General features: G+C 40.0%; 18 protein-coding genes. 14 read left to right on the top strand and 4 right to left on the bottom strand.

The window, feature by feature from the left end; all coding sequences use genetic code 11:
* The first annotated feature begins 1 nt into the window (after position 1).
* The 3 genes from N480_RS17620 (at position 2) to N480_RS17610 (ending at position 4920) form a co-directional block, all read left to right on the top strand.
* Positions 2–1150 (top strand): 5-(carboxyamino)imidazole ribonucleotide synthase, encoded by a 1149-nt coding sequence (locus tag N480_RS17620; protein WP_081231916.1) that lies wholly within the window; start codon positions 2–4, stop codon positions 1148–1150.
* A 47-nt stretch (positions 1151–1197) separates the two neighbouring features.
* A complete protein-coding gene (locus tag N480_RS17615; protein ID WP_081231915.1) occupies positions 1198–2154 on the top strand; it encodes a YeiH family protein in 957 nt (318 codons plus the stop codon).
* Positions 2155–2433: 279 nt separating this feature from the next.
* Positions 2434–4920, top strand: a complete 2487-nt coding sequence (locus N480_RS17610) for a prolyl oligopeptidase family serine peptidase (protein WP_196761516.1) — start codon at positions 2434–2436, stop codon at positions 4918–4920.
* 50 nt (positions 4921–4970) lie between these two features.
* On the opposite strand, the gene N480_RS17605 is transcribed toward N480_RS17610, so the two are convergent.
* A complete protein-coding gene (locus tag N480_RS17605; RefSeq protein WP_063373752.1) occupies positions 4971–5957 on the bottom strand; it encodes a zinc-dependent alcohol dehydrogenase family protein in 987 nt (328 codons plus the stop codon).
* 138 nt (positions 5958–6095) lie between these two features.
* Here N480_RS17605 and N480_RS17600 point away from each other — a divergent pair, with 138 nt between their 5' ends.
* Together N480_RS17600 and N480_RS17595 are read left to right on the top strand one after the other, a co-directional pair.
* Complete coding sequence (locus N480_RS17600) at positions 6096–7010, top strand: LysR family transcriptional regulator (RefSeq protein ID WP_063373751.1); 915 nt, start codon at positions 6096–6098, stop codon at positions 7008–7010.
* A gap of 133 nt (positions 7011–7143) precedes the next feature.
* Positions 7144–8403 carry a hypothetical protein gene (locus tag N480_RS17595; protein WP_063373750.1) on the top strand — a complete coding sequence of 420 codons (1260 nt, stop codon included), beginning with the start codon at positions 7144–7146 and terminating at the stop codon, positions 8401–8403.
* 38 nt (positions 8404–8441) lie between these two features.
* Here the strand turns inward: N480_RS17595 and rrtA are convergent, their stop codons facing one another.
* Entirely contained in the window at positions 8442–8957 is a 516-nt protein-coding gene (rrtA, locus tag N480_RS17590; protein ID WP_331245800.1) for a rhombosortase, read from the bottom strand.
* A 165-nt stretch (positions 8958–9122) separates the two neighbouring features.
* Between rrtA and ggt the strand changes: the two genes are divergently transcribed.
* The 9 genes from ggt (at position 9123) to N480_RS17545 (ending at position 18199) form a co-directional block, all read left to right on the top strand.
* Positions 9123–10886: a gamma-glutamyltransferase gene (ggt, locus tag N480_RS17585; RefSeq protein ID WP_063374229.1), complete on the top strand. Its 1764-nt coding sequence runs from the start codon at positions 9123–9125 to the stop codon at positions 10884–10886.
* A 172-nt stretch (positions 10887–11058) separates the two neighbouring features.
* Complete coding sequence (locus N480_RS17580; protein ID WP_063373748.1) at positions 11059–12753, top strand: NAD-dependent malic enzyme; 1695 nt, start codon at positions 11059–11061, stop codon at positions 12751–12753.
* 131 nt (positions 12754–12884) lie between these two features.
* Entirely contained in the window at positions 12885–13703 is an 819-nt protein-coding gene (locus N480_RS17575) for an ABC transporter substrate-binding protein (protein WP_231102282.1), read from the top strand.
* Between the two features lie 501 nt (positions 13704–14204).
* On the top strand, positions 14205–15011 hold the full coding sequence (locus N480_RS17570; RefSeq protein ID WP_063373747.1) for a hypothetical protein: 807 nt from the start codon (positions 14205–14207) through the stop codon (positions 15009–15011).
* 161 nt (positions 15012–15172) lie between these two features.
* Entirely contained in the window at positions 15173–15871 is a 699-nt protein-coding gene (locus N480_RS17565) for an SIMPL domain-containing protein (protein WP_063373746.1), read from the top strand.
* A 93-nt stretch (positions 15872–15964) separates the two neighbouring features.
* Positions 15965–16339: an MAPEG family protein gene (locus tag N480_RS17560; protein ID WP_063373745.1), complete on the top strand. Its 375-nt coding sequence runs from the start codon at positions 15965–15967 to the stop codon at positions 16337–16339.
* Entirely contained in the window at positions 16336–16971 is a 636-nt protein-coding gene (locus N480_RS17555) for a sulfotransferase (protein ID WP_063373744.1), read from the top strand. Before N480_RS17560 ends, N480_RS17555 begins: the two co-directional genes overlap by 4 nt.
* A gap of 85 nt (positions 16972–17056) precedes the next feature.
* Positions 17057–17629 carry a tRNA-(ms[2]io[6]A)-hydroxylase gene (locus N480_RS17550; RefSeq protein WP_063373743.1) on the top strand — a complete coding sequence of 191 codons (573 nt, stop codon included), beginning with the start codon at positions 17057–17059 and terminating at the stop codon, positions 17627–17629.
* 90 nt (positions 17630–17719) lie between these two features.
* Positions 17720–18199, top strand: a complete 480-nt coding sequence (locus tag N480_RS17545) for a hypothetical protein (protein ID WP_063373742.1) — start codon at positions 17720–17722, stop codon at positions 18197–18199.
* An 824-nt stretch (positions 18200–19023) separates the two neighbouring features.
* On the opposite strand, the gene N480_RS17540 is transcribed toward N480_RS17545, so the two are convergent.
* Positions 19024–20166, bottom strand: coding sequence for a phage minor head protein (locus tag N480_RS17540; RefSeq protein WP_063373741.1), 1143 nt, complete (start codon positions 20164–20166; stop codon positions 19024–19026).
* A gap of 1 nt (position 20167) precedes the next feature.
* Positions 20168–20782 (bottom strand): DUF3164 family protein, encoded by a 615-nt coding sequence (locus tag N480_RS17535; protein ID WP_063373740.1) that lies wholly within the window; start codon positions 20780–20782, stop codon positions 20168–20170.
* Positions 20783–20785 lie beyond the last annotated feature (3 nt).

Below are 20785 nucleotides of genomic sequence, written 5' to 3'. Positions count from 1 at the left end.
TATGAAAGTCTTAGTATTAGGTGCTGGGCAGCTAGCAAGAATGATGAGTCTGTCATCGACTCACCTCGGCATAGAAGTTTCGGCTTATGATGTAAGTACAAAACAAGTAATCAACCCTGTTACATTTGAAGTATCAAACTCAACGCTTGAGCAAGAAGTAGAGCGCGCTTTTGCTATTACAGCAGAGTTTGAGCACATCCCTGAAGATGTTCTCGCAATTTGTGAATCTAGCGGTAAATTCTACCCAGGTGAACGTTCAATCGCGACGGGGGGCGATCGCAGCAAAGAAAAGGCATTGTTAGACGAAGCTCAGGTGCCATGTGCGCCATACGCCCTGATAACAGAAAAAAGTCATTTTTTAGCAGCTGTAGACAAACTGGGTATGCCTCTGGTCATTAAAACCTGTCAAGCAGGATACGATGGTAAGGGTCAATGGCGATTAAAATCAGAAGAGCAAATTGAGCAAATTTGGTCGGAAATGGCAGGCTTTATTGAGTCCGGTACACCAAGTGCGCCACACTCAATCATCGCTGAAAAAATGATCCCTTTTGACCGAGAAGTCTCAATCATCGGTGTGCGCAGCAAAAATGGCGAGTGTAAAGTTTACCCTCTCACCGAAAATCAACACACTAATGGCGTGCTAACTTTATCTATAGCTGGTAAAGAAAAAGCAGCGATTCAGGGGCAGGCAGAAGACGCGTTTGAGAAGCTTGCTACGCAGCTCAATTACGTAGGCGTACTTGCAATCGAGTTTTTCGATATTGGCGGCCAACTACTTGTAAATGAGATTGCGCCAAGGGTGCACAATTCAGGGCACTGGACGCAACAAGGTTGCCACACGAGTCAATTTGAAAATCATATGCGTGCGATTACGGGTCTGCCGACTGGCTCTACAAGCTTGATCAGACCAACAGCGATGATAAATGTGTTGGGGCAAGAATCTATTCCTCATACTGTTTTGTCCGTACCTGGTTGTTCTAGCCATTGGTATGGGAAGCAAGCAAAACCAGGAAGAAAAATGGGACATATTAATGTCTCAGCAGATAACCTACATCAATTGGGTGAAAGGTTAGCTGAATTGGCAGATATGCTGCCTGAAGACGACTACCCTGGAGTGCTAGACACCAGTCATGCGTTAATTCTAAACTAAGAAAAGCCGAGCCTAAGCTCGGCTTTTTTATTACAAATGTAATTGATATGTTCAAGAGTAACTTCCTAAATTCAAACAACGCATTAATTCTAAAAATTTCGTTTGTTGCGTTCTTTTTCTTTTGTGTGACACCGTTTGTGGGTTCTGCATTAGCTTTATTCTTTGGTATTGGTTTTGCGCTATGTTTTAAAAACCCATATGAAGAGCAAAGCGCAACACTATCTAAATGGCTGCTTAAAATATCTGTTGTCGGCCTAGGATTTAATGTTGATGTCATGCAGGTGATAGAAGTCGGGCGAAGCTCATTGGTATTAACCATTGTAAGCATCACTGCGATTATCGGTTTAGGAGAAATCTTGGCTCAGCTTTTTAAGCTCAATCGCAATACTGGTACGCTCATTTCGTTTGGCACTGCGATTTGTGGAGGTAGTGCTATTGCGGCGATGGCACCGGTTATAAAGGCAAAACAAGATGAGATAGCGGTAGCATTGGCAATTGTGTTCTCTTTGAATGCCGCGGGCTTGTTAATTTTCCCATGGCTTGGTCACTACTTTGAACTAACAGAGAGTCAATTTGCACTTTGGAGTGCATTAGCCATACACGATACCAGTAGTGTTGTTGGCGCTGCCGCAGCTTATGGGCCTGTAGCCTTGGCAATGGCAACCACGATAAAATTAACTCGTGCTATGTGGATTGTGCCTTATACAGCTCTAGCAGGCGTATTTTGGCGCTCTGAAGAGCGCGCTAGCATTCCGTTATTTATTGTTGGGTTTTTATTAGCAGCAGCAATTAATACAATGCTCCCAGAATTTAAAGTCGTATGGGATACGTGCTACTCCATTGCGAAAGAATTGCTTGTTGGGACGCTATTCCTAATCGGTGCGGGAATATCAAAGCAAGTGCTCAAGCAATGTGGTTGGCAACCATTTGTAATGGCTTTAGTTTTATGGGTGATCGTCAGTTCTGTATTACTATTGCTAATTTTTGACGGAATTATTCAATAAATTTACTAAATTTTTTTGAACTTTTTCATTTTACTCAAGTCAGAGTTATTGAGGCGTGGATATGCCTCATTTCATACTCGTTGTCCATCAACGACTATGTGAGCGCAGAGAGTATTTGGCCAGTAGCTTTACTGGCCTTTTTTTTGTGTAAAAAGTGTCTAAGCCTTCCTAAACTTTGCCACCAAGCTAAAAACTTTGTTTATTTGTCTTAAACCAGTCGAATGTTGCGCTGTCTTCTGATTAAATTAGCCAGATTTATAAATTAAAAGAAGAGCGCTGATGAAAAAATCCCTTTTGAGCATTGCTGTGGCAGGATTACTGCTGACAGGTTGTCAAACAACAAGCCAGACTTCTAATACAGAAGTTGCTATTTCTAAAGCACCAGTCGTAGCACCAGTTGTACAAACGCCATTAGATTTTGGTAGTGAGAATATCACCCTAGAACAAGCGATGGCAGACCCTGACTGGATTAGCCGCACACCAGAACGTGCATTTTGGGGCGCTGACAGCAGCACTATTTATTTCGATCAAAAGCAAAAAGGTAATCAATTAAGAGATACATTTGCGATTGACAGCAATAAAGGTATTAATCAAGTTTCGCTTTCAGACTTACATGAAGTAGGCAATGGCAGCGCGATTTACTCAAACGATGGGCGCTTTCAGGCATATACGTTCGAAGGAAATATCTTTGTTAAAGATCTTCGCACTAATAAAACTAAGCAACTAACTAAGACTTCAGCTCAAGAGCGCATTGTCCAGTTTATGTTGTCTGGTGAATTGGCGTATAGAGTGGATAACACATTCTTTTCTGTCAACGTTGAAACTGGTTTAACTTCTGAATTGGTCAAATTGCATAATGGAGATAAGCCAAAGGGTACGCAAGAACCCAGTACTTATATTGCAAAAGAGCAGCATAAGCTAATCGATTATGTTGCGCTAACGCACAAAAATACGCTAGATGCTGAAGCTCGCAAGGCTGAAATTAAAGACCAAAACCTATCAATTGCTAATAAGCACATTTACCTTGGTGAAGGTAATAACCTTGTTGAAGCGAGTCTTTCTCCAAAAGGTGACAAGCTAATTGTCGTTGTTAGTGAACACAATGTTTACTCTCAGTCTACAGAAAAAGACATGATGCCAAATTATATCGGCCAAGATGGCAACATCGTCCCAGTTCCTGCGCGTAGTCGCGTTGCCGATAATAAACCTGTTGAAGTTGAAGTTATTTACTTTGATTTAGCCGCAGATACCCAGAAGTCAGTTGGCTTCGAAACGCTTCCTGGATTCGATGAAGATGTACTTGCTGCAGTAAAAAAGGAAAACGCAGAAGCCATTGGTGAAAGCTATAAATCTGAAAAGTCTCCACGCGCAATCAAATTAATGCGTGACTGGTACTGGTCTCAATCTCCAATTCAATGGAACAGTGATGGCAACCAAGTGGCATTGATGTTTAAAGCTTGGGACAATAAAGACCGTTGGCTTACTACAATGGACTTTGAAAAAGGAGAGCTCACGCCACAGCATAGGCTTCATGACAGTGCTTGGGTAAATTACGCTTACAATGATTTTGGCTGGTTAAACGGTGAAGACTCGCTGTATTTCCTTTCAGAAGAGAGCGGATACAGTCACCTATACGTAAAACCAATCGACGGAAAAGCAAAACAACTGACTTCTGGTAAGTTTGTGGTTTCTGAGCCTAAGCTTACAAAAGACAACAGCCAGTTTTTCTTTAAAGCTAACGTTGATCACCCAGGTATTTACGAAGTTTACTCAGTAGACATAAACACGAAAAAGAAAGAAGCCATCACAGACTTAAATGGTATGACTGACTTTTCGTTGAGCCCAGATGAATCAAAGCTTTTGCTTAAACACTCAAAGATCATGATGCCAACAGAGCTTTATGTGGCAGATGCAAAACCGGGTACTCAGCCGAAGCGCCTAACCAACACAGTTTCTGATAATTTTCTAAACAAAAAGCTCATTGCGCCGAAAATTGTCTCTGTTCCGTCAAGCCATACAGATGAACCAATCTACGCAAAAGTATACTATCCAGCAGATTACAAACCAGGTGAAACAGGTAAAAAGCGTAAAGCCGTAATCTTTAACCACGGTGCAGGTTATTTGCAAAACTCTCACATGGGTTGGTCTGTATACTTCCGCGAGTTTATGTTCCATTCATTGCTAGCAAGTGAAGGCTATGTAGTAATGGACATGGATTATCGCGCATCTAAAGGCTATGGCCGTGATTGGAGAACCGCGATTTACCGCCAAATGGGTACGCCTGAAATTCAAGATTTGGCAGATGGTGTAAAATGGATGGCCGAAAATGCTAACGTTGATGAAGGTTCAGTAGGTACTTATGGTGGGTCATATGGTGGCTTCATGACTTTCATGGCGCTATTTACACAACCAGAGTTGTTCCAAGCTGGCGCTGCACTGCGTCCAGTTACAGACTGGGCGTACTACAACGACCCGTATACGTCTAACATTCTTAACCGTCCAGCGGATGATCCAATCGCTTATAGAAGAAGTTCACCAATCTACTTCGCTGAAGGTCTTAATAAGCCTATGCTTATAAACGCGCCAATGATAGATGATAACGTGTTCTTCCAAGATGTTGTGCGTTTGGTACAGCGTCTAATCGAGCTGGAAAAAGAGAATTATGAAACAGCGATCTACCCAGTTGAGCCGCACGGATTTGTGCAGCCATCAAGTTGGTTAGATGAATACCGTCGTATTTATAAGTTGTTTAAAGAGAACTTATAAGTCTTCAAAGAAAGCCAGCTTCATGCTGGCTTTTTCAACTTACGGATTTATTACTCACTTCTCATGGAGAGCGTAATTTTTCCGACCGCTTGCCTTGAGTGATATCGGTCATGTGCTTTAGCAACGTCCCATATTGAAAAATCACTGTCATCAATCAAAGGTTTAATAGCACCTTTGTCTACGAGTGCAGAAATATGAGTGAGTATTTTACCGTGAGAAGCGCGATTGATACCGTGGACCATGGGCACAAGCATAAGCACACTGTGCAAAGTCAGGCTTTTAAGTGCTACTTTTAACGTGTCTTCTATTGGCAAGATTGTCGCAACCTCTCCGTTTATGCGCACAGCATCAAAACTAAGCTGTATATTTTTACCAGCAACCGTATCAAACACCGCATCGAACCCGACACCATCGGTTAAGTCTTTTACATAGTCGGAGACAGTTTGCTCTTCAACATTGATAATATTGTCCAGATTTAGTTTGTTGGCTACATCTAAGTTACGCGGCTTTACGGTGGCTGACACGGTAGCACCAAAAGATTTAGCTAATTGTATTGCGATGTGGCCAACTCCCCCTGTAGCCCCGTGGATCAAAATATGGTCTCCGGATTGTATTTTTAGTTTATCATGTAGTGCTTCCCACGCGGTTATTGAAACCAATGGAAGCGCGGCGGCTTGCTTCATAGACAATGTTGTAGGTTTGTGCGCCATTAAATTTGCGTCAACCAGCATATATTCAGCAAGAGCGCCGTTTATCCCAGAAATACCACCCGCACAACCATACACTTCGTCGCCGACTTTAAAGCCCGTGACGCCTTCACCAACTTCAACAACGACACCCGCGACATCGCCGTGCAGAATTTCAGGCAGGTTGTTAGACCAAGGCGTTTCCATTGATCGCAGCATAGTATCAAGGGGGTTAACGCTTGTAGCTTTGACTTCTATGACTAAGTGCTGAGGTTGAACCTTAGGCTTCTCACGTTCTTCAAGTTGAAATACGTCACTATTGCCAAGCTCTTTTATTACCATTGCTTTCATTTTTATGCCTCTTCAAAAACTAGGCGTTGATTCTAATTTTTGTTCTTACAGCAATCCATATGCAGAGAAGCAAAGTATTTTTGTCTATTGGGCAATAATGGGTTAGCCTAAAGGCATAAAAGCTATTTGGGATACATAATGAGCACAATAAATCGGCTGACGTATTTTAATTGTGTTGTTGAGATGCAAAGTATTTCTCTTGCTAGTAAGTATCTAGATGTTCAGCCTTCTTCTATTTCTAGGCAATTAGCAGCTCTAGAGGAAGAGCTTGGTGTTCGATTACTGAACAGGACAACAAGAAGTATCGGGCTAACTGAAGCTGGTAAGAAATATTATGAATACTCCCAACGTATCGTTACAGAACTCCAAGAAGCGAAGCAAGCCGTTAATGCACTTCAAGGAAATCCTTCAGGCACATTAAGGTTAAGCATGACAGTTGGCTTTGGAGAGAGTGTAATAATGCCGCTTGTTCCGCGGTTTACAAGCCAATATCCAAATATAAACATTGAGATAGAGCTTACTGAACGCGTAGTTGATTTAGTTGATGAAAACATAGATATTGCTATTCGAAGCGGTCGATTATCGGATTCAAACCTTATCTCAAAGCGTTTGGCCGCGAATAATTTTGTGATTTGTGCAAGCCCAACCTATTTAGAAACCCATGGTGCGCCAGTCACACCCGGTGAGCTGGAGCGGTTTGCATGTATTAAATATAGTTACAGAGGTTGGCGTAATTGGTTTTTAATAAATGAAAGCCCAATGAAGCTTAAAATTAAAGAGGGCCTTTCAATTAACTCTGTAAACGGGCAAAAGCAGTTATTACTAAATGATGCAGGAATTGCACTGATTCCATTTTGGGCAATTAAAAAAGAACTTGAAGTAGGTTCGCTAGTGCAGCTATTGCCACAGTACACATTTAGCCCATATGAAAAACTTAGCTCGACTTACGCGATTTATTTAAAACGTGAATTATTGACACCAAAAACCAGAGTGTTTTTAGACTTCCTATCAAAAAACATTCCTCAATCGGACGTAATCACGCATATGGCATAGAACATAATTGTCATGTTAGATGTATAGTATAGATATGCTTACTTTAGTCAGGGTAATTTGTTTGAGTCTAACCTGATCATATGTATTTAAGCGAAATTCGTCATGTAGTAAGGATTACTAGTGGAGAAATTCAATGCATATCTTAAAAGCAATCGTTTTCTATCTGTTTGTTATCTGCACCCTTTATAATTCACATCTTGTTCAAGCTAGTCAAATCGAAGGGTTTGAAGAGTTTTTAGTAACTGAAGGAGAGTGGAAAAAAGGGATTAAGCCAAATGTTACTAAATTGAGTGAAGACAGAGTGCTCTTTACTTGGGCTGAATCATCTTACCCGAATAAAGTCAAAGGCCGAATTGGCTACATTAATGCCGATAAAACCATAACACTTGGTAACGCTCAGTCTATTTCCAATACCTATAAATTAGGTGGTTGGAACCCGCCAGTGTCAGTACGATTAATGGATGGTCGCATTGCTATAATTTGGAGCAACACATATGAAGTTTATCTACGAGTGGTTACAGTTGCTCTCAATGATAGTTGGACTATGGGTCCCGAGCAAAAAATAGCGATTGAGCAATCGTCGGTGCCAATGCCTGACGCTACAGTGTTATCCGATGGGAGGTTGCTAGTTACATGGACTGGTTACGACGAACAAATCGTCGGTATTGAGGCTTCAATTGGGGTGGTTCAACCAAATGGAGTGTTCATTGAACAAAATCAATTTCAAGTCAATGAGCTTTCGCAAAGTGTTCAAAATGCACCGAGAGTAACGGCTCTTGATGATACAAGAGCCGTGTTTACTTGGATTACCAACGACCCAAGTGCAGATAGTCAAGGCTCAGGTATCGCAGCTCGTGTTGCAGTATTTTCGCCAAGTGGAATAGTAAATTTTGAGAATGAGCTTGTTGTAAATCAAGAGCAGGTCCGCGCTCAGTTTTACCCAAACGTTGTTACCCTTGACGAAGAACGGTTACTGTTCACGTGGAAAGGTTATAAACAAAGCGGCAGTGGATATAATCAAATGTATGCAGCTGGCCGAATTGCTACCTTAACAAATGCTAATAACCTCACTTTTGCAACTGAATTTAAAATATCTGACTATTTCGTTCAGGGCTCTGAATCAGTTGATGCAAGTACTGTATCTGTAAATGAAGTTTTGGTTATTTGGACTCAATATAGTTACCCCGAAAAAGTCGGTGTTAAGGGAAAGGTTATCGAGTTCATGCAAAATAATTACGTTGATGAGTCTTCTGTGTTCCCAATTGAACAAACAATGCAAAACAATCAGAATTTTCATTCTATTACAAAATTAACTGATGAGTTCCATTTAATTGTATGGGAATCCGATGGAGTGGGTATCAACGGTAGGGTGTTTAATGTTGTTCCAAACTAAAATAAAGGCGGCGTTTTAGCAACGGCCGCCTGTATTTTTTAAGCCTTAGTGAACCCAAATTTATCTTTTAACAGTGGAAGCGCTAATACAACACCGCCAATTGCACCAATCAGATGTGACTCAATGGCAACGCGAGAATTGATCAAATTACCTACTTCAGTACTAGGACCTGCATATTGCTCCCATGCAAGTTTACCGGCAATGCCCAGGAATAAAAGCACACCAGTGGGTTCTTTCGTTTGAATATCTTTTAGAGCCCCCCAGACGATAATTCCATGTAGCAATCCACTGAGGCCAGTGTATACTTTGATATCAGGACAAAAAAGCCAAATTCCTACTCCTGTCCAAATGCCTAATAAAATTACGTGGGCAAAATAGCGAGTCGGGGAAGTGTGCTCAGCGTGAAGTATCCAGATAAACAGTATACCAATTAGATTTAAACCTAAATGAGTCCAATTAGTATGAATATATTGGCTACTCCAAATACGCCAAATTTCGCCATCACTGATAAGTACACGGTGAAATTCAAGCACATCTCTCAGATTAAAAGCCATTAATAGTATGGCTGTAAGCGACAGTACAATTGGCGGGAGTATATAATTTCGACTTAAGGGCAGGTTTAAACCAAGCATTCTATGTTCACAATATTAGCTATTTTTGTATATTGTGCCTGTTAACCTTTATGATGCCAACGACGATTGAAAATTAATAATATGAATATGAATTATAAGCGCTCATTGATTGCCTTTTTATTGGCTTCAACCCTACCTACAGCAACCTATGCTGGTGAAACAAAACCTAGAGAAGTTCGAGAGCCAGAAGCTTCGACTGGTTTTACCTTGAAAAAGGAAAAAATCTCTGAAAAGTACATGGTCGTTGCTGCGAACCCGCATGCAAGCAAAGCAGGGCAATTAATGTTGCAACAAGGTGGTAATGCTATTGACGCTGCAATTGCTGCGCAACTTGTGTTGACCTTAGTTGAGCCTCAGTCTTCGGGGATTGGCGGGGGGGCATTTATTCTTCACTATGACAAAAGTAACGATTACCTGACGACTTTTGACGGCCGTGAGACCGCACCTAAAAAAGCCACACATAAATTATTCCTAGACAAGGAAGGTAAGCCTGTTCGTTGGTTAGAAGCCGTTGTCGGTGGTCGCTCAGTTGGTGTGCCTGGCATTATCCATGCGATGAAGCAAGCCCACGATAAATACGGAAAGCTAAAGTGGAGAAAGCTGTTTATACCGGCTATTGAACTTGCGAACAAAGGGTTTGCAGTTTCACCAAGGTTGCATATGCTGCTCAAAAAGGAGTTTAATCCAGGTTTAACGAAACTTTCTCCAGCTAAAGATTACTTTTATCCTGATGGCAAGCCACTTGCCATTGGCACAATCGTTAAGAATCCAGAACTCGCTAAGATATATAAAGAAATTGCTGAGTATGGTCCAAAAGCATTTTACGAAGGCAAATATGCTGAAGATATGGTCAGAGCGGTTCAAAAATCTGAAATAGCACCGGGTAAACTGTCAATGGAAGACCTTGCAAATTACCAAAGTAAAGAGCGTGCTCCGGTGTGCACGTCATATCACGAATACAAGGTATGCTCGATGGCACCACCAAGTAGTGGTGGTTTAACAGTTTTGCAAATCCTGAAGTTGCTAGAAGGAAAAAAACTCGCTCAGTACAAGCCTAATGCACCAGAGGCAGTTCACTTATTCACACAAGCTTCTAGACTTGCATTTGCTGATAGAAACCACTTTATTGCTGATCCAGACTTTGTGAATGTGCCGACTCAAGGCTTACTCAATCCAGTTTATTTAAAATCTAGAGCAAAATTGATTGGAGAGCGAGACAACCAAAACGTGCCAGTTGGCGATCCAACTATGGGTCAAATAGCATATGCACAGGATAACAGCTACGAATTACCTTCAACCTCACACTTGTCTATTGTTGACAGCAAAGGTAATGCCGTATCGATGACCAGCTCAATAGAAATGGGCTTTGGTTCTACGGTAATGGTGAATGGCTATTTGTTAAATAATCAATTAACCGATTTTTCTCTTTCTCCGAAAATTGGCGGTCAATGGGTGGCAAATAGAGTCGAGCCAAATAAAAGACCAAGAAGCTCAATGTCCCCGGTTATGGTGTTTAACAAAGATGGCAGTTTAAAGTTGGTTGTGGGCTCTCCGGGCGGTAGCAGAATCATAAACTATGTTGCTCAGACTGTTATTGGAGTACTTGATTGGGGCCTAACGCCACAGCAAGCAATTAATCTTCCACGTATTACAAATAGAAATAAATACACGACTCTTGAAAAAGGAACTGGTTTGAAAGCAATCAAACCTTGGTTGGAGTCCAAAGGCCATACAGTTAGGATCTCTGATTTAAATTCTGGTATTCATGCGATAGAAATAAAAGAAGGCTTGTTGTTCGGTGGCGCTGATCCCCGAAGAGAAGGCGTGGCTCTTGGAGAATCTAGCGAGTAAAACGTAGGATATTCAACATTATTCAGTTATAATGTACGACCCTGTTTACGGTTTGCTAATTCGTTTACAGGGTCGTTTTATTGGTCTGACGTGCACTAAAGTCATTGAAAATTTGTGTACTTAGGCAATAATTATCCCTTATATTAAAAATTAAGAGTCACAGCTTGTAAATATGACTAAACAAACCGATCCTAATTACCTCTACATCCCATATTCTGGCCCAACATTATTGGAAACGCCTCTTCTGAACAAAGGCAGTGCATTTAGCCAGCGTGAGCGTGAAAACTTTAACCTAGCCGGTTTAGTTCCTCCTCGTTATGAAACTATTGAGGAGCAGGTAGAGCGTTGTTACCAGCAATTTTCAAGTTTTAAAGACAATCTCAATAAACATATTTACTTACGAGCGATTCAAGACAATAACGAGACACTATATTATCGTTTGGTAAGAGATCATCTAGAAGAGATGATGCCAATTATTTACACGCCGACGGTAGGTGACGCGTGTGAGAAGTTCTCTGACATCTACCGTAGTTCTCGTGGACTATTTATTTCGTATGAAGACCGCCACCACATCGATGATATCTTGCGTAACGCAACTAAAGGTAAAGTAAAAGTTATCGTTGTAACTGACGGCGAGCGTATTCTTGGTCTTGGTGACCAAGGTATTGGTGGTATGGGGATTCCAATTGGTAAGCTAGCACTCTATACGGTTTGTGGTGGCATTAGCCCTGCGTATACGTTGCCAGTGATGCTCGATGTAGGCACGAATAACGAAAAGCTACTCAATGATCCGATGTACATGGGTGCAAGACATAAGCGTATTAGCCAAGAAGAATACGATGAGTTTTTAGAGCTATTTATTTCTGCTGTTAAGCGCCGTTGGCCAAATGTGTTGCTTCAATTCGAAGATTTCGCACAGCCAAACGCGATGCCATTGTTAAAGAGATACAGAGACGAAATCTGTTGCTTTAACGATGATATTCAAGGTACAGCTTCAGTCACTGTTGGCTCTTTATTGGCGGCTTGCCGCGTTAAAGGCGCAAAATTATCTGATCAAAAAGTTGTATTTGTTGGTGCAGGCTCCGCAGGATGTGGTATCGCAGAACAAATTATCGCACAAATGGTTTCTGAAGGTGTGAGTGACGAGCAAGCGCGCAGTCAAGTTTTCATGGTCGATAGATTTGGCCTGTTAACAGAAGGTATGGAAGGATTAAGAGATTTCCAAGCTGCACTTGTGCAATCTAATGCCAATTTAGAAAACTGGAGCTACAGTGGTGAATATGCATCACTGCTAGATGTTATGCACTGTGCGAAACCTGATATTCTGATCGGTGTTTCTGGGCAACCAGGCTTGTTTACTGAGCAGGTAATCAAAGCAATGCATTCAGGTTGTGAAAAACCAATCATCTTTCCACTGAGCAACCCGTCTCGTCAGGTAGAGGCGCATCCTAAAGATGTGATCGAATGGACAGAAGGTAACGCTATCGTAGCGACAGGTAGCCCATTCGAGCCAGTTGAATACAAGGGCTCAACTTATGTGATCCCACAATGTAATAACAGTTACATTTTCCCAGGTATTGGCTTAGGCGTCTTGGCTGCTAAAGCTTCGCGCATTACTGAGTCTATGCTAATGGTTGCAAGTGAAACACTTGCAGAATCATCTCCTTGGGCTAACTCTGGTAAGGGCAGTCTATTGCCATCTCTAGTAGAGATTGAGCAGTTAAGTAAGCGAATTGCTTTTGCGGTTGCCAAAAAAGCCATGGAAGAAGGTGTGTCTCTTGATATGCCGGACGATTTAATCTGGAGCTCAATAGAAAAGAACTATTGGATGCCAGAATATCGTAACTATAAGCGCTGCAGTATCTAATTTAATAAGCCCTTCGAAAGAGGGGCTTATTTCTTTACCCGTTTTATAAATCAAAATTAGCGCAATATCGACTTACTAGCTACACTTTAAGATGTGTTTCTCAGCATGGAGTGCTTCACATAGGAAGTTATATGCTGTTAAGAATGATATGTGTGTTTTTGATTTTGGTCTCGAGTTTTGCTTTTTCCAAACCTTTAAAAATAGAAATCGTTTCTGATTATAACCCTTCATTTGGTCAGTCTCCTGGAGATTTAGCCACACAATTACTTCTTATAATCGCCAGAAGCCTTAAAGATGAAATGGCAATAGAGTTTGTCCCTGCCAGTAGAGAAAGAGAGTGGCGTGAGCTAGGGCACCACGACAATATATGCCTTTACAACAAAGTTAAAACACCAGAACGTGAAGCTATGGCAATTTTTGTGTCGCTTCCTCTAATGGCATTCCCTTCAAATCGTCTTATCTTAAGAAACAAAAAGTTTGTATCTATTGAAGTTACTTTAGAAAAAGCTCTTTCACTTGGTTTGAGGATCGGGGTGACAAAAGGGCGCTCTTATGGGATCGAAATAGACGACTTCATTAAAGCCAATTCCGAAAGGTTATTTGTGAGTGAGGGAAACGATAGCGCATTTCGACTCCGAAAAATGTTAGTTCAGGGGCGCTTAGATGGAATGATTGAATACAGTTCTGTGTTTGTAAATGACTATCCATCAGAACAAATATTAAAGGACATATCCTTTCATGCGATCGGAGATACGGACGCAACTATTTTTGGTTATATCGCCTGTTCAGACTCAAAGAAAGGTAGAAAGGCTGTCGATTTATTTGAAAGAGCATTACAAAAGCCACTCATTCAAGAGCAAGTAATTAATGCTCATGCAAATCTATTTCTGCCACAAGAAGAAATATTCATCTCGAACTCATTGAAAAACGCTTATGGAATTAAAAAGTAGAGAGCTCTCTATTTTTTAATTTAAATGAACAAAAACTTTCAAGCTAATTATTCAATTATTAGGAAGATAAAATACTTCGTTATCATTTAAATTAATTTTTCTTGAAGTTATAAGGTAAATAAAAAACATTGCCATAACAATGATATGTTAATGATACATATCAAATAATAATTCCATTACTGTAAAAAACATTTTCTTCTCATTATTTTTTTGTTATTCCTATGAATTTAAAGAATAAAAATTTAGCATTAGGCTTCTTATGCTAAAAACTTCGCTGTCACATAAATATATCAAAACCGAGTTCTCACATTAGTAAAATCGGCCTACATAATAAATTTTACGCCATTTACAGCTTAATATTTTGTCAGTAAATTTTGCCTCGAGTATCGGGAGACAAAAACTCCCCTGAGAAAGTCTTAAAGCTCACTCAGTTTATGTATTACCTTTCTTTTAAATGAAAGGAATTTAAATATTAACCTAATGTAATAAAGGGAATATAAAATGAAAATCCAACTTCTCGCAGCCGTAGTTTCTTTACTAGCAGTTGATAGCGCAGTAGCCAGTGTTACAGTTCAAGACTTAGATGGATATAACCGCGAATCAAAGTACACTGAAGGCGTTGTAAACCGTATCGTAACTGACTCTTTGAACGCTCGCACATTTAACGGTTGGTTATTCCGCAATGACGCATTCGATAAATGCGAAACAGGTGTAGTTTATGACGAGATTACGGGGGCGGTAATCGCACCTGTAGGTACGACGCCAGGCGGCGCACAGGCTTACACTGTAGACTCAATTTTCCTACAAGGTCAGTTTACAGAAGAGCAACTTCAACGCACAAGAGTACTAGCGATGAACTGTGAGTCTGCAAACGGTGAGCAGTTTGTAGTTAAGCACAAGATCCCAGCGTTGCCAAAAATTACTTGGGATGCGCAATTAGTTGGTGTTGGTGCTTGGAGAACACCTGACTGTAGTGGTCCAGCACAACATTGTGGTGGTGCTGGCTGGTATGAGCAAGTAAGTTACACCTCTTCACTACATATTAATAACGGTACTAAAGACGGTTATTGTACTGCAACAGCTGGTGAAGGTTCATATTCAAAAGTATTTAATGGTTATGACTCGACGCCATTGTTCCATACTAATCACTATGCAGTAAATGACGTGCTGTATAACTCAAATGCACGTACATTTAGACAGACGGTGTCTTGTAATAACCCTGCAGGAACGACAGAGCGAGTTACTATCTGGGAAATTTCAGGTGAAAACGACATTAACTTAGTAGTTGACCACACTAACTACAAGTAATTCGTTGAAACTCAACCTTGAAGGGCCAATATGGCCCTTTTTTTGAAATTAATAAAACAAATACAATCGACTTAATAGGCGGTTATTCAGGAATGATTAATTGATTTATGCTTCAATAAGCATGTGTTCAGAGCAACCTTAAATTTATATTTGGAGAGCCCATGCGATTAGTTACCGCTATTATGTCAGTATTATTAAGCACATCAGCAATGGCTGCGAGCCTGCCAACTGCCCCACATTTATACGTAAAAGGTTATGCAGAGAAGGCCGTTGCCCCCGATACTGCAATAGTTAATGTGGCAATAAATGAAAAGAATAAAAACCTTCAGTTTGCTAAATCTAAAGTAGACGATGTGATGGCTCGTGCGATAGAAATAGCCAAACGTTATGGTGTTGAAAGCAAACATATCTATGCCGAACAATTAAATGTCTACAAACAAACTCGATATAACAGAACGACCAATGTAGAAGAGTTTGACGGTTTTAAAGTCTCAAGAAACTTAACGCTAAAGTTGAAAGACGTAAATAGTTACCCAGAGTTACTTCAAGCTTTTGTCGATAGTGGCATCAATCAATTTAACAACACACAGTTTGTTGTTGAAGACAAAGCTGAAATCATGAAAGAGCTCAAAGCTTCTGCAATCAAACAAGCTAAACTTGGTGCGAAAGAATTAGCTGATGGTTTTGGGGTACAGGTAGGCAGTTTATACTCTGTTTCATTTTCACCTATGAGTGTGCCTGTTCAACCATATGCTCGAGGAAAAATGATGGCCGCAGAAACAATGAGTGTAAACGACGCTTACAATGTGGGCGATACCAAGCTAAAAGCGGAAGTTTATGCCGTTTATTATATAGATTAATTAGAAATAGATTCATTTTTTCAGCTGATAAACCTACAATCCCCTATACAATAATTACCATAAATATATGGACATTGAATAGGGGACATCGTCATGTTTACAGGGTTATTCGCAGCAATTTGTACGCTTTTTTACATCAAGTTGAGTTTTGATGTCATAAAGCTTAGAAGAAAACATAAAGTTGGAATTGGGCACGCCGGTCACACCGATTTGAGTGCGGCTATTCGAGCACACGCTAACTTTATAGAATACACACCTTTAGCAGTTATCCTTCTTTTTATACTTGAATTTCAAAAAGTTAATTCAATTTTACTGTTGGTATTCGCGAGTACTTTTTTAATTGGTAGAGTGCTTCATGCCATTGCACTCAATAAAGCGAATATCCGTATACGCGTATTCGGTATGTTGTTAACTTTTTTGGTACTTATCAGTATGGCTCTGTTTAATGGCTTTTTATACTTTATATGAATGAGAAATATTTTGTTTTGGGCTTGCCAAGAACAGGAACAACCAGTGTCTGCGTTGCAAGCCTAGAAGTTGGGTTAAAAACCGCGCATACTGCCTACACTCAAAATGCGATAAAACATGCTCAACTCATTGCAGATACACCGGTATTCAATGACTATGACAAACTTTATCAGCTTTTTCCTAATGCTCGATTTATCTATCTAGAAAGAGAAATGCCCTTGTGGTTGCCTTCAATTCGTAGATTGTTAATTAGAATGCTGCCAAAGCTTATAGATAAAAGAGGGGGGTTTAACGACACTTTAAAACGTTGCTACTTTTCCACCTTTCCTGAGCTGAATGCTGAAAAAATTGAAGATGATAGTTACCTAGCGCGTTGCTACTACAATCATAAAGCTAGAGTTACAGAGTTCTTAAGTAATTCAGGTTCAGCCAATTTAATCATTAATTTGTCTGAATCTGAAAGTAGTAAGCGCTTAGCAAATTTTATGAATGTTTCCAATATCAATATCCCACATTTGAACAAGAAGGGAAAAGTCACTGCCTGGAACGAAATAAGACACCCTTTAAAAATAGAGTCAACACGCACAGGCAAAGTAGACAAGGATTCCTTGCTTTATAGTTTCGACAAATAATGTCCGATATTAAAAAGCACCTTAAAAAATAGTGTGGTGTTGAGTACAATAGAGCCTAATAGCCGTTATTGAGAATAAATAGAGAATGTTTGAATTAAAGTACCACACACCATTTGAGTGGACGCATAAGGTAATGGACGATTTTGTAACTTTTTTACAAGACCATGCAGCAGCAGAAAAAAAAGCTTCTGGCATGGCGATGTCTATGCTTGGACATTACCCGGACAGAACTAAATTAGTTAAAGCAATGGCAGACTTGGCCATTGAAGAGATGATCCACTTCAAGCAAGTATTAAAGCTTATAAATGAAAGGGGTTTAGCTCTGGGCAATGATAAACAAGATCCTTATATCAAAAAAATGCGCGGATTATTCCGCCAAGGAAGCGATGAGTTTTTGATCGACCGCTTATTGGTTGCAGCTGTAATTGAAGCTAGAGGCCACGAAAGATTCTCACTCGTTGCTGAAGCTTTGCCAGAGGGTAAAGATAAAGATTTTTACGTCGCAATTGCAAAGTCAGAAGAAAAACATAAAAACTTATTTGTTGAATTAGGATATGAATATTTCGCTAAAGATGTTATTGATGCAAGACTAGAAGAGATTTTAATTGCTGAAGCCCAAATTTGCGAAAGCATTCCATTTAGCGCAGCGTTGCATTAAACAGTTATTACAAGGGCACACCTTTTTGACAAAGCTGGGTGTGTTCTTGTTATGTTAAATAAAGCTTTTTAAGCTATAAAGGAGTAAGCAATGCAGGGATTTTTAAAGCATATTGCAGAGCACAATCTATTAGTGCCCGAAAACCACACTTTGAATGTGTTGGATATAAACCAAGAAACACATACCTTAACTCTTGTACCTTTGACACCAATCGTCGCTGAGATCGACTATAAAACGGTAATGTTAAACATTGAAAGTCTATCAGGAATTTTTGGAGCAGAAAGTTCTTGGCCAGAACCAAACATGACTTACCAGCAAAATCTAAATAGTTTACGTGTACATCAATCTGAGTTTGAATCTCTAACTGCTTTTGCATATTCAATTATTAATGAAGATGCAAGTCGATGCTTTGGAAGTGTGTATATTGACCCAAGTAGAGATGAGTTGTTTGAGAGTGAAGTTTATTTTTGGATTTGTAAAACTCTTGAAGTTGAAAGAGCACACATTATAAACTTATTGTCTGACTGGTTGAAACATACTTGGCAGTTTAAACATTGCAAAATTTACTAAATTAAAAAGCGGCAGTGTAGGTGAATTAGAAAACTGACCATAACTGAGAGCATGGCATTAACTGAATCAATGGTTAAAGAAAAGCTAAATAGCTTGTTATATTTAACATCCTATAATATATATTATGTTAAATAAAGTTAAATCCATAACTATCAAGGAAATAAGGGCTAACCTTTCAACGATACACACACTTTTGCAACTTTCATTAATGTCCTATACTAGACGGTATCGGACATTAAATGTAAGTGTAAGGGGTCGTTCATTTCTAGAATTAGCTGTAAGGGGTCGTTCATTTCTAGAATTAACCAAACTCTGAAATCCAACTTTCGATTCCTCTGAAAGCATCATAAATACTGGACCTCTGAAATTTTCGAGCCAAAATCCCAAAAACCAAAAATACATTTGTTTTTAGACAAAACCCGCTCATTCCATATCATTCTGCGCTCATTCCTGCTCACAATACGTTTAGAATTAGACTAATAATCGCCATTTTTAAAAACGTTTAAATGCCCTTTAAACAGACTTTAAATACGCTTTAAACATCAACTTGTTTAATCGCAACAACTGTAAGGGGTCGTTCATTTCTAGAATTAACCAAACTCTGAAATCCAACTTTCTATTCCTCTGAAAGCCCCATAAATACTGGACCTCATAAATTTTCGAGCCAAAATCTCAAAAACTAAAAATACATTTGTTTTTAGACAAAACCCGCTCATTCCATATCATTCTGCGCTCATTCCTGCTCACAATACGTTTAGAATTAGACTAATAATCGCCATTTTTAAAAACGTTTAAACGCCCTTTAAACAAACTTTAAATACGCTTTAAACATCAACTTGCTTAACAGCGACAACTCGATTCATATCTGGGCCAACCTCAATGGTAAGCAAAATGCCATTAGCCACATACTGCAAAACACTTTGGTTAAAGGTGGAATCGACTTGAGTTTGGATTAGCTTCATTAACTGTGTGGTTTGCTCAAACCCGATTAACTGAATCGCCGTTTTTATCATAGCTTCATCAATGACAACCAAAGTGCTTTTAGTTTCGGGCGCGATATCCAAAACGGTTTTAAATATATTTGGATGCAAGTGCCCTAGCGTCAATTTTGTTCCAGACTCTGGTTTGCCAAGTGACTGCTTAGCTGCAATTGTCGCAACTTGAGATTTGAAATAACTTTGGCCTTCATTAATAGCGTTATTAAAAATCGGTGTGGCAACTTCTCTAATGTGGTGATCGAGTTTAGCTAACATCTGGCCCGTTGCTTTGTCTGCGCCCAACCATGCCAGACCTGGATTGTAATCCCAACCGAGATCAATGCCTGGCAAACGTTCTAACTCTTCACCTGTTGTTGGGTCAACTTCAGTAAATGGTTTTTGATAATTCTTAAGTGCTGAATCTGGTGTAACAGTTAACCCCATACGTTTGATGTCGGCATCACTCAAGCTCACTACTTTACACCTGCAGTTCCAACCGTTCGGCGGATAATGCGTGTGCCAGAAATTATGTTCAATTGGTAAAAGTATATAATTCCAAGCACTATGTTGCGGTCTTACTCGCGAATCTCCTGCAGTTAAATATAAAAGATACGGCCTACGATGTTTTACTCGTTCTTGCTGTTGCCACCGGCCAGCTGCCCGTGCTGTGTTTTTATTGTTTTGATAAATAACCTGCGTACGCCAACCGCGTTTTCCATTGTAAGACCAACCATGTTTTGAAACTGCTTTATCAAAGCGCGCTCTAAAGTCGGTGATCGTCTCGCCATTTTCATTCGCAGCAAGTACGGCTTTATATAAGTCGTTTAACAATTCAGTTTTAGTTGCTCCGGCAACGGTAAATGCACGGGCATGAATGTGGCCTAGTAAATCTTTATATGACTCAGTGGGTATTTGAACTTTTGATTTAAGATGTGAAATGGCCTCGTCGAACTTTACGATTTGGCCATACTGGGAAGGGATATCGGACATATCAGAGTTTAGCTATATCTAGAGAAATTGCTTGATCAGCGCCCTGCTCATCTCGCTTATAAAACCGGATAAATCGACTGCTATCTATGGTGGTTACAGACTCAGCAATGATGTCCATCGCCTTTTGCCATTTACCCGACTCGTCTTGAATTTCTAACTTACGTAAACCCAAAATACGCTGCGGATTGATGGTGCCTTGCTTGTCAGTAGAGAACACTTTGTTGACGATGGCTTTGATGTTTTGATTGCCGCCTTCGGTCCAATCACTGATGCATTTGTCTATCATTTCTTTGGCGATTTGTAGCTCAGGACCCAGTTCAATTCTCTCCTGAATTTGTATTTTCACAGACAACGAATGGTCAAAAGAACGCAGTGTTAAATTGCCTTTTTTACCCCCTAAATTTACACCATGCTCTTGTGCTAGCAGCTCTAAAAAGTCGTCTGCTTCTTCCATTTGTTGGTGCTTAAAATCGGCGAGCTCTTGTTGCTGTTTCTCTGCAAGTTCAATGGCTTTTTTGACAAATTCGTCCTTTATTAGGTCAGTTTGCTTCACGTTCACGAGTGCAACTAAATTGCCTTTACCATCTTTTAAAAAGCCTTCGGGTATCGCATTCATAGG

Source organism: Pseudoalteromonas luteoviolacea S2607, assembly GCF_001625575.1.
Taxonomy (GTDB): domain Bacteria; phylum Pseudomonadota; class Gammaproteobacteria; order Enterobacterales; family Alteromonadaceae; genus Pseudoalteromonas; species Pseudoalteromonas luteoviolacea_E.
Note: the sequence above shows the minus strand (reverse complement) of the source record. Positions and strands in the feature narration are given on the sequence as shown.

Coding starts and splice junctions, on each gene's coding strand:
- N480_RS17620 (WP_081231916.1), top strand. CDS start 2: ATGAAAGTCTTAGTATTAGGTGCTGGGCAGCTAGCAAGAATGATGAGT.
- N480_RS17615 (WP_081231915.1), top strand. CDS start 1,198: ATGTTCAAGAGTAACTTCCTAAATTCAAACAACGCATTAATTCTAAAA.
- N480_RS17610 (WP_196761516.1), top strand. CDS start 2,434: ATGAAAAAATCCCTTTTGAGCATTGCTGTGGCAGGATTACTGCTGACA.
- N480_RS17605 (WP_063373752.1), bottom strand. CDS start 5,957: ATGAAAGCAATGGTAATAAAAGAGCTTGGCAATAGTGACGTATTTCAA.
- N480_RS17600 (WP_063373751.1), top strand. CDS start 6,096: ATGAGCACAATAAATCGGCTGACGTATTTTAATTGTGTTGTTGAGATG.
- N480_RS17595 (WP_063373750.1), top strand. CDS start 7,144: ATGCATATCTTAAAAGCAATCGTTTTCTATCTGTTTGTTATCTGCACC.
- rrtA (WP_331245800.1), bottom strand. CDS start 8,957: ATGGCTTTTAATCTGAGAGATGTGCTTGAATTTCACCGTGTACTTATC.
- ggt (WP_063374229.1), top strand. CDS start 9,123: ATGAATTATAAGCGCTCATTGATTGCCTTTTTATTGGCTTCAACCCTA.
- N480_RS17580 (WP_063373748.1), top strand. CDS start 11,059: ATGACTAAACAAACCGATCCTAATTACCTCTACATCCCATATTCTGGC.
- N480_RS17575 (WP_231102282.1), top strand. CDS start 12,885: ATGCTGTTAAGAATGATATGTGTGTTTTTGATTTTGGTCTCGAGTTTT.
- N480_RS17570 (WP_063373747.1), top strand. CDS start 14,205: ATGAAAATCCAACTTCTCGCAGCCGTAGTTTCTTTACTAGCAGTTGAT.
- N480_RS17565 (WP_063373746.1), top strand. CDS start 15,173: ATGCGATTAGTTACCGCTATTATGTCAGTATTATTAAGCACATCAGCA.
- N480_RS17560 (WP_063373745.1), top strand. CDS start 15,965: ATGTTTACAGGGTTATTCGCAGCAATTTGTACGCTTTTTTACATCAAG.
- N480_RS17555 (WP_063373744.1), top strand. CDS start 16,336: ATGAATGAGAAATATTTTGTTTTGGGCTTGCCAAGAACAGGAACAACC.
- N480_RS17550 (WP_063373743.1), top strand. CDS start 17,057: ATGTTTGAATTAAAGTACCACACACCATTTGAGTGGACGCATAAGGTA.
- N480_RS17545 (WP_063373742.1), top strand. CDS start 17,720: ATGCAGGGATTTTTAAAGCATATTGCAGAGCACAATCTATTAGTGCCC.
- N480_RS17540 (WP_063373741.1), bottom strand. CDS start 20,166: ATGTCCGATATCCCTTCCCAGTATGGCCAAATCGTAAAGTTCGACGAG.
- N480_RS17535 (WP_063373740.1), bottom strand. CDS start 20,782: ATGAATGCGATACCCGAAGGCTTTTTAAAAGATGGTAAAGGCAATTTA.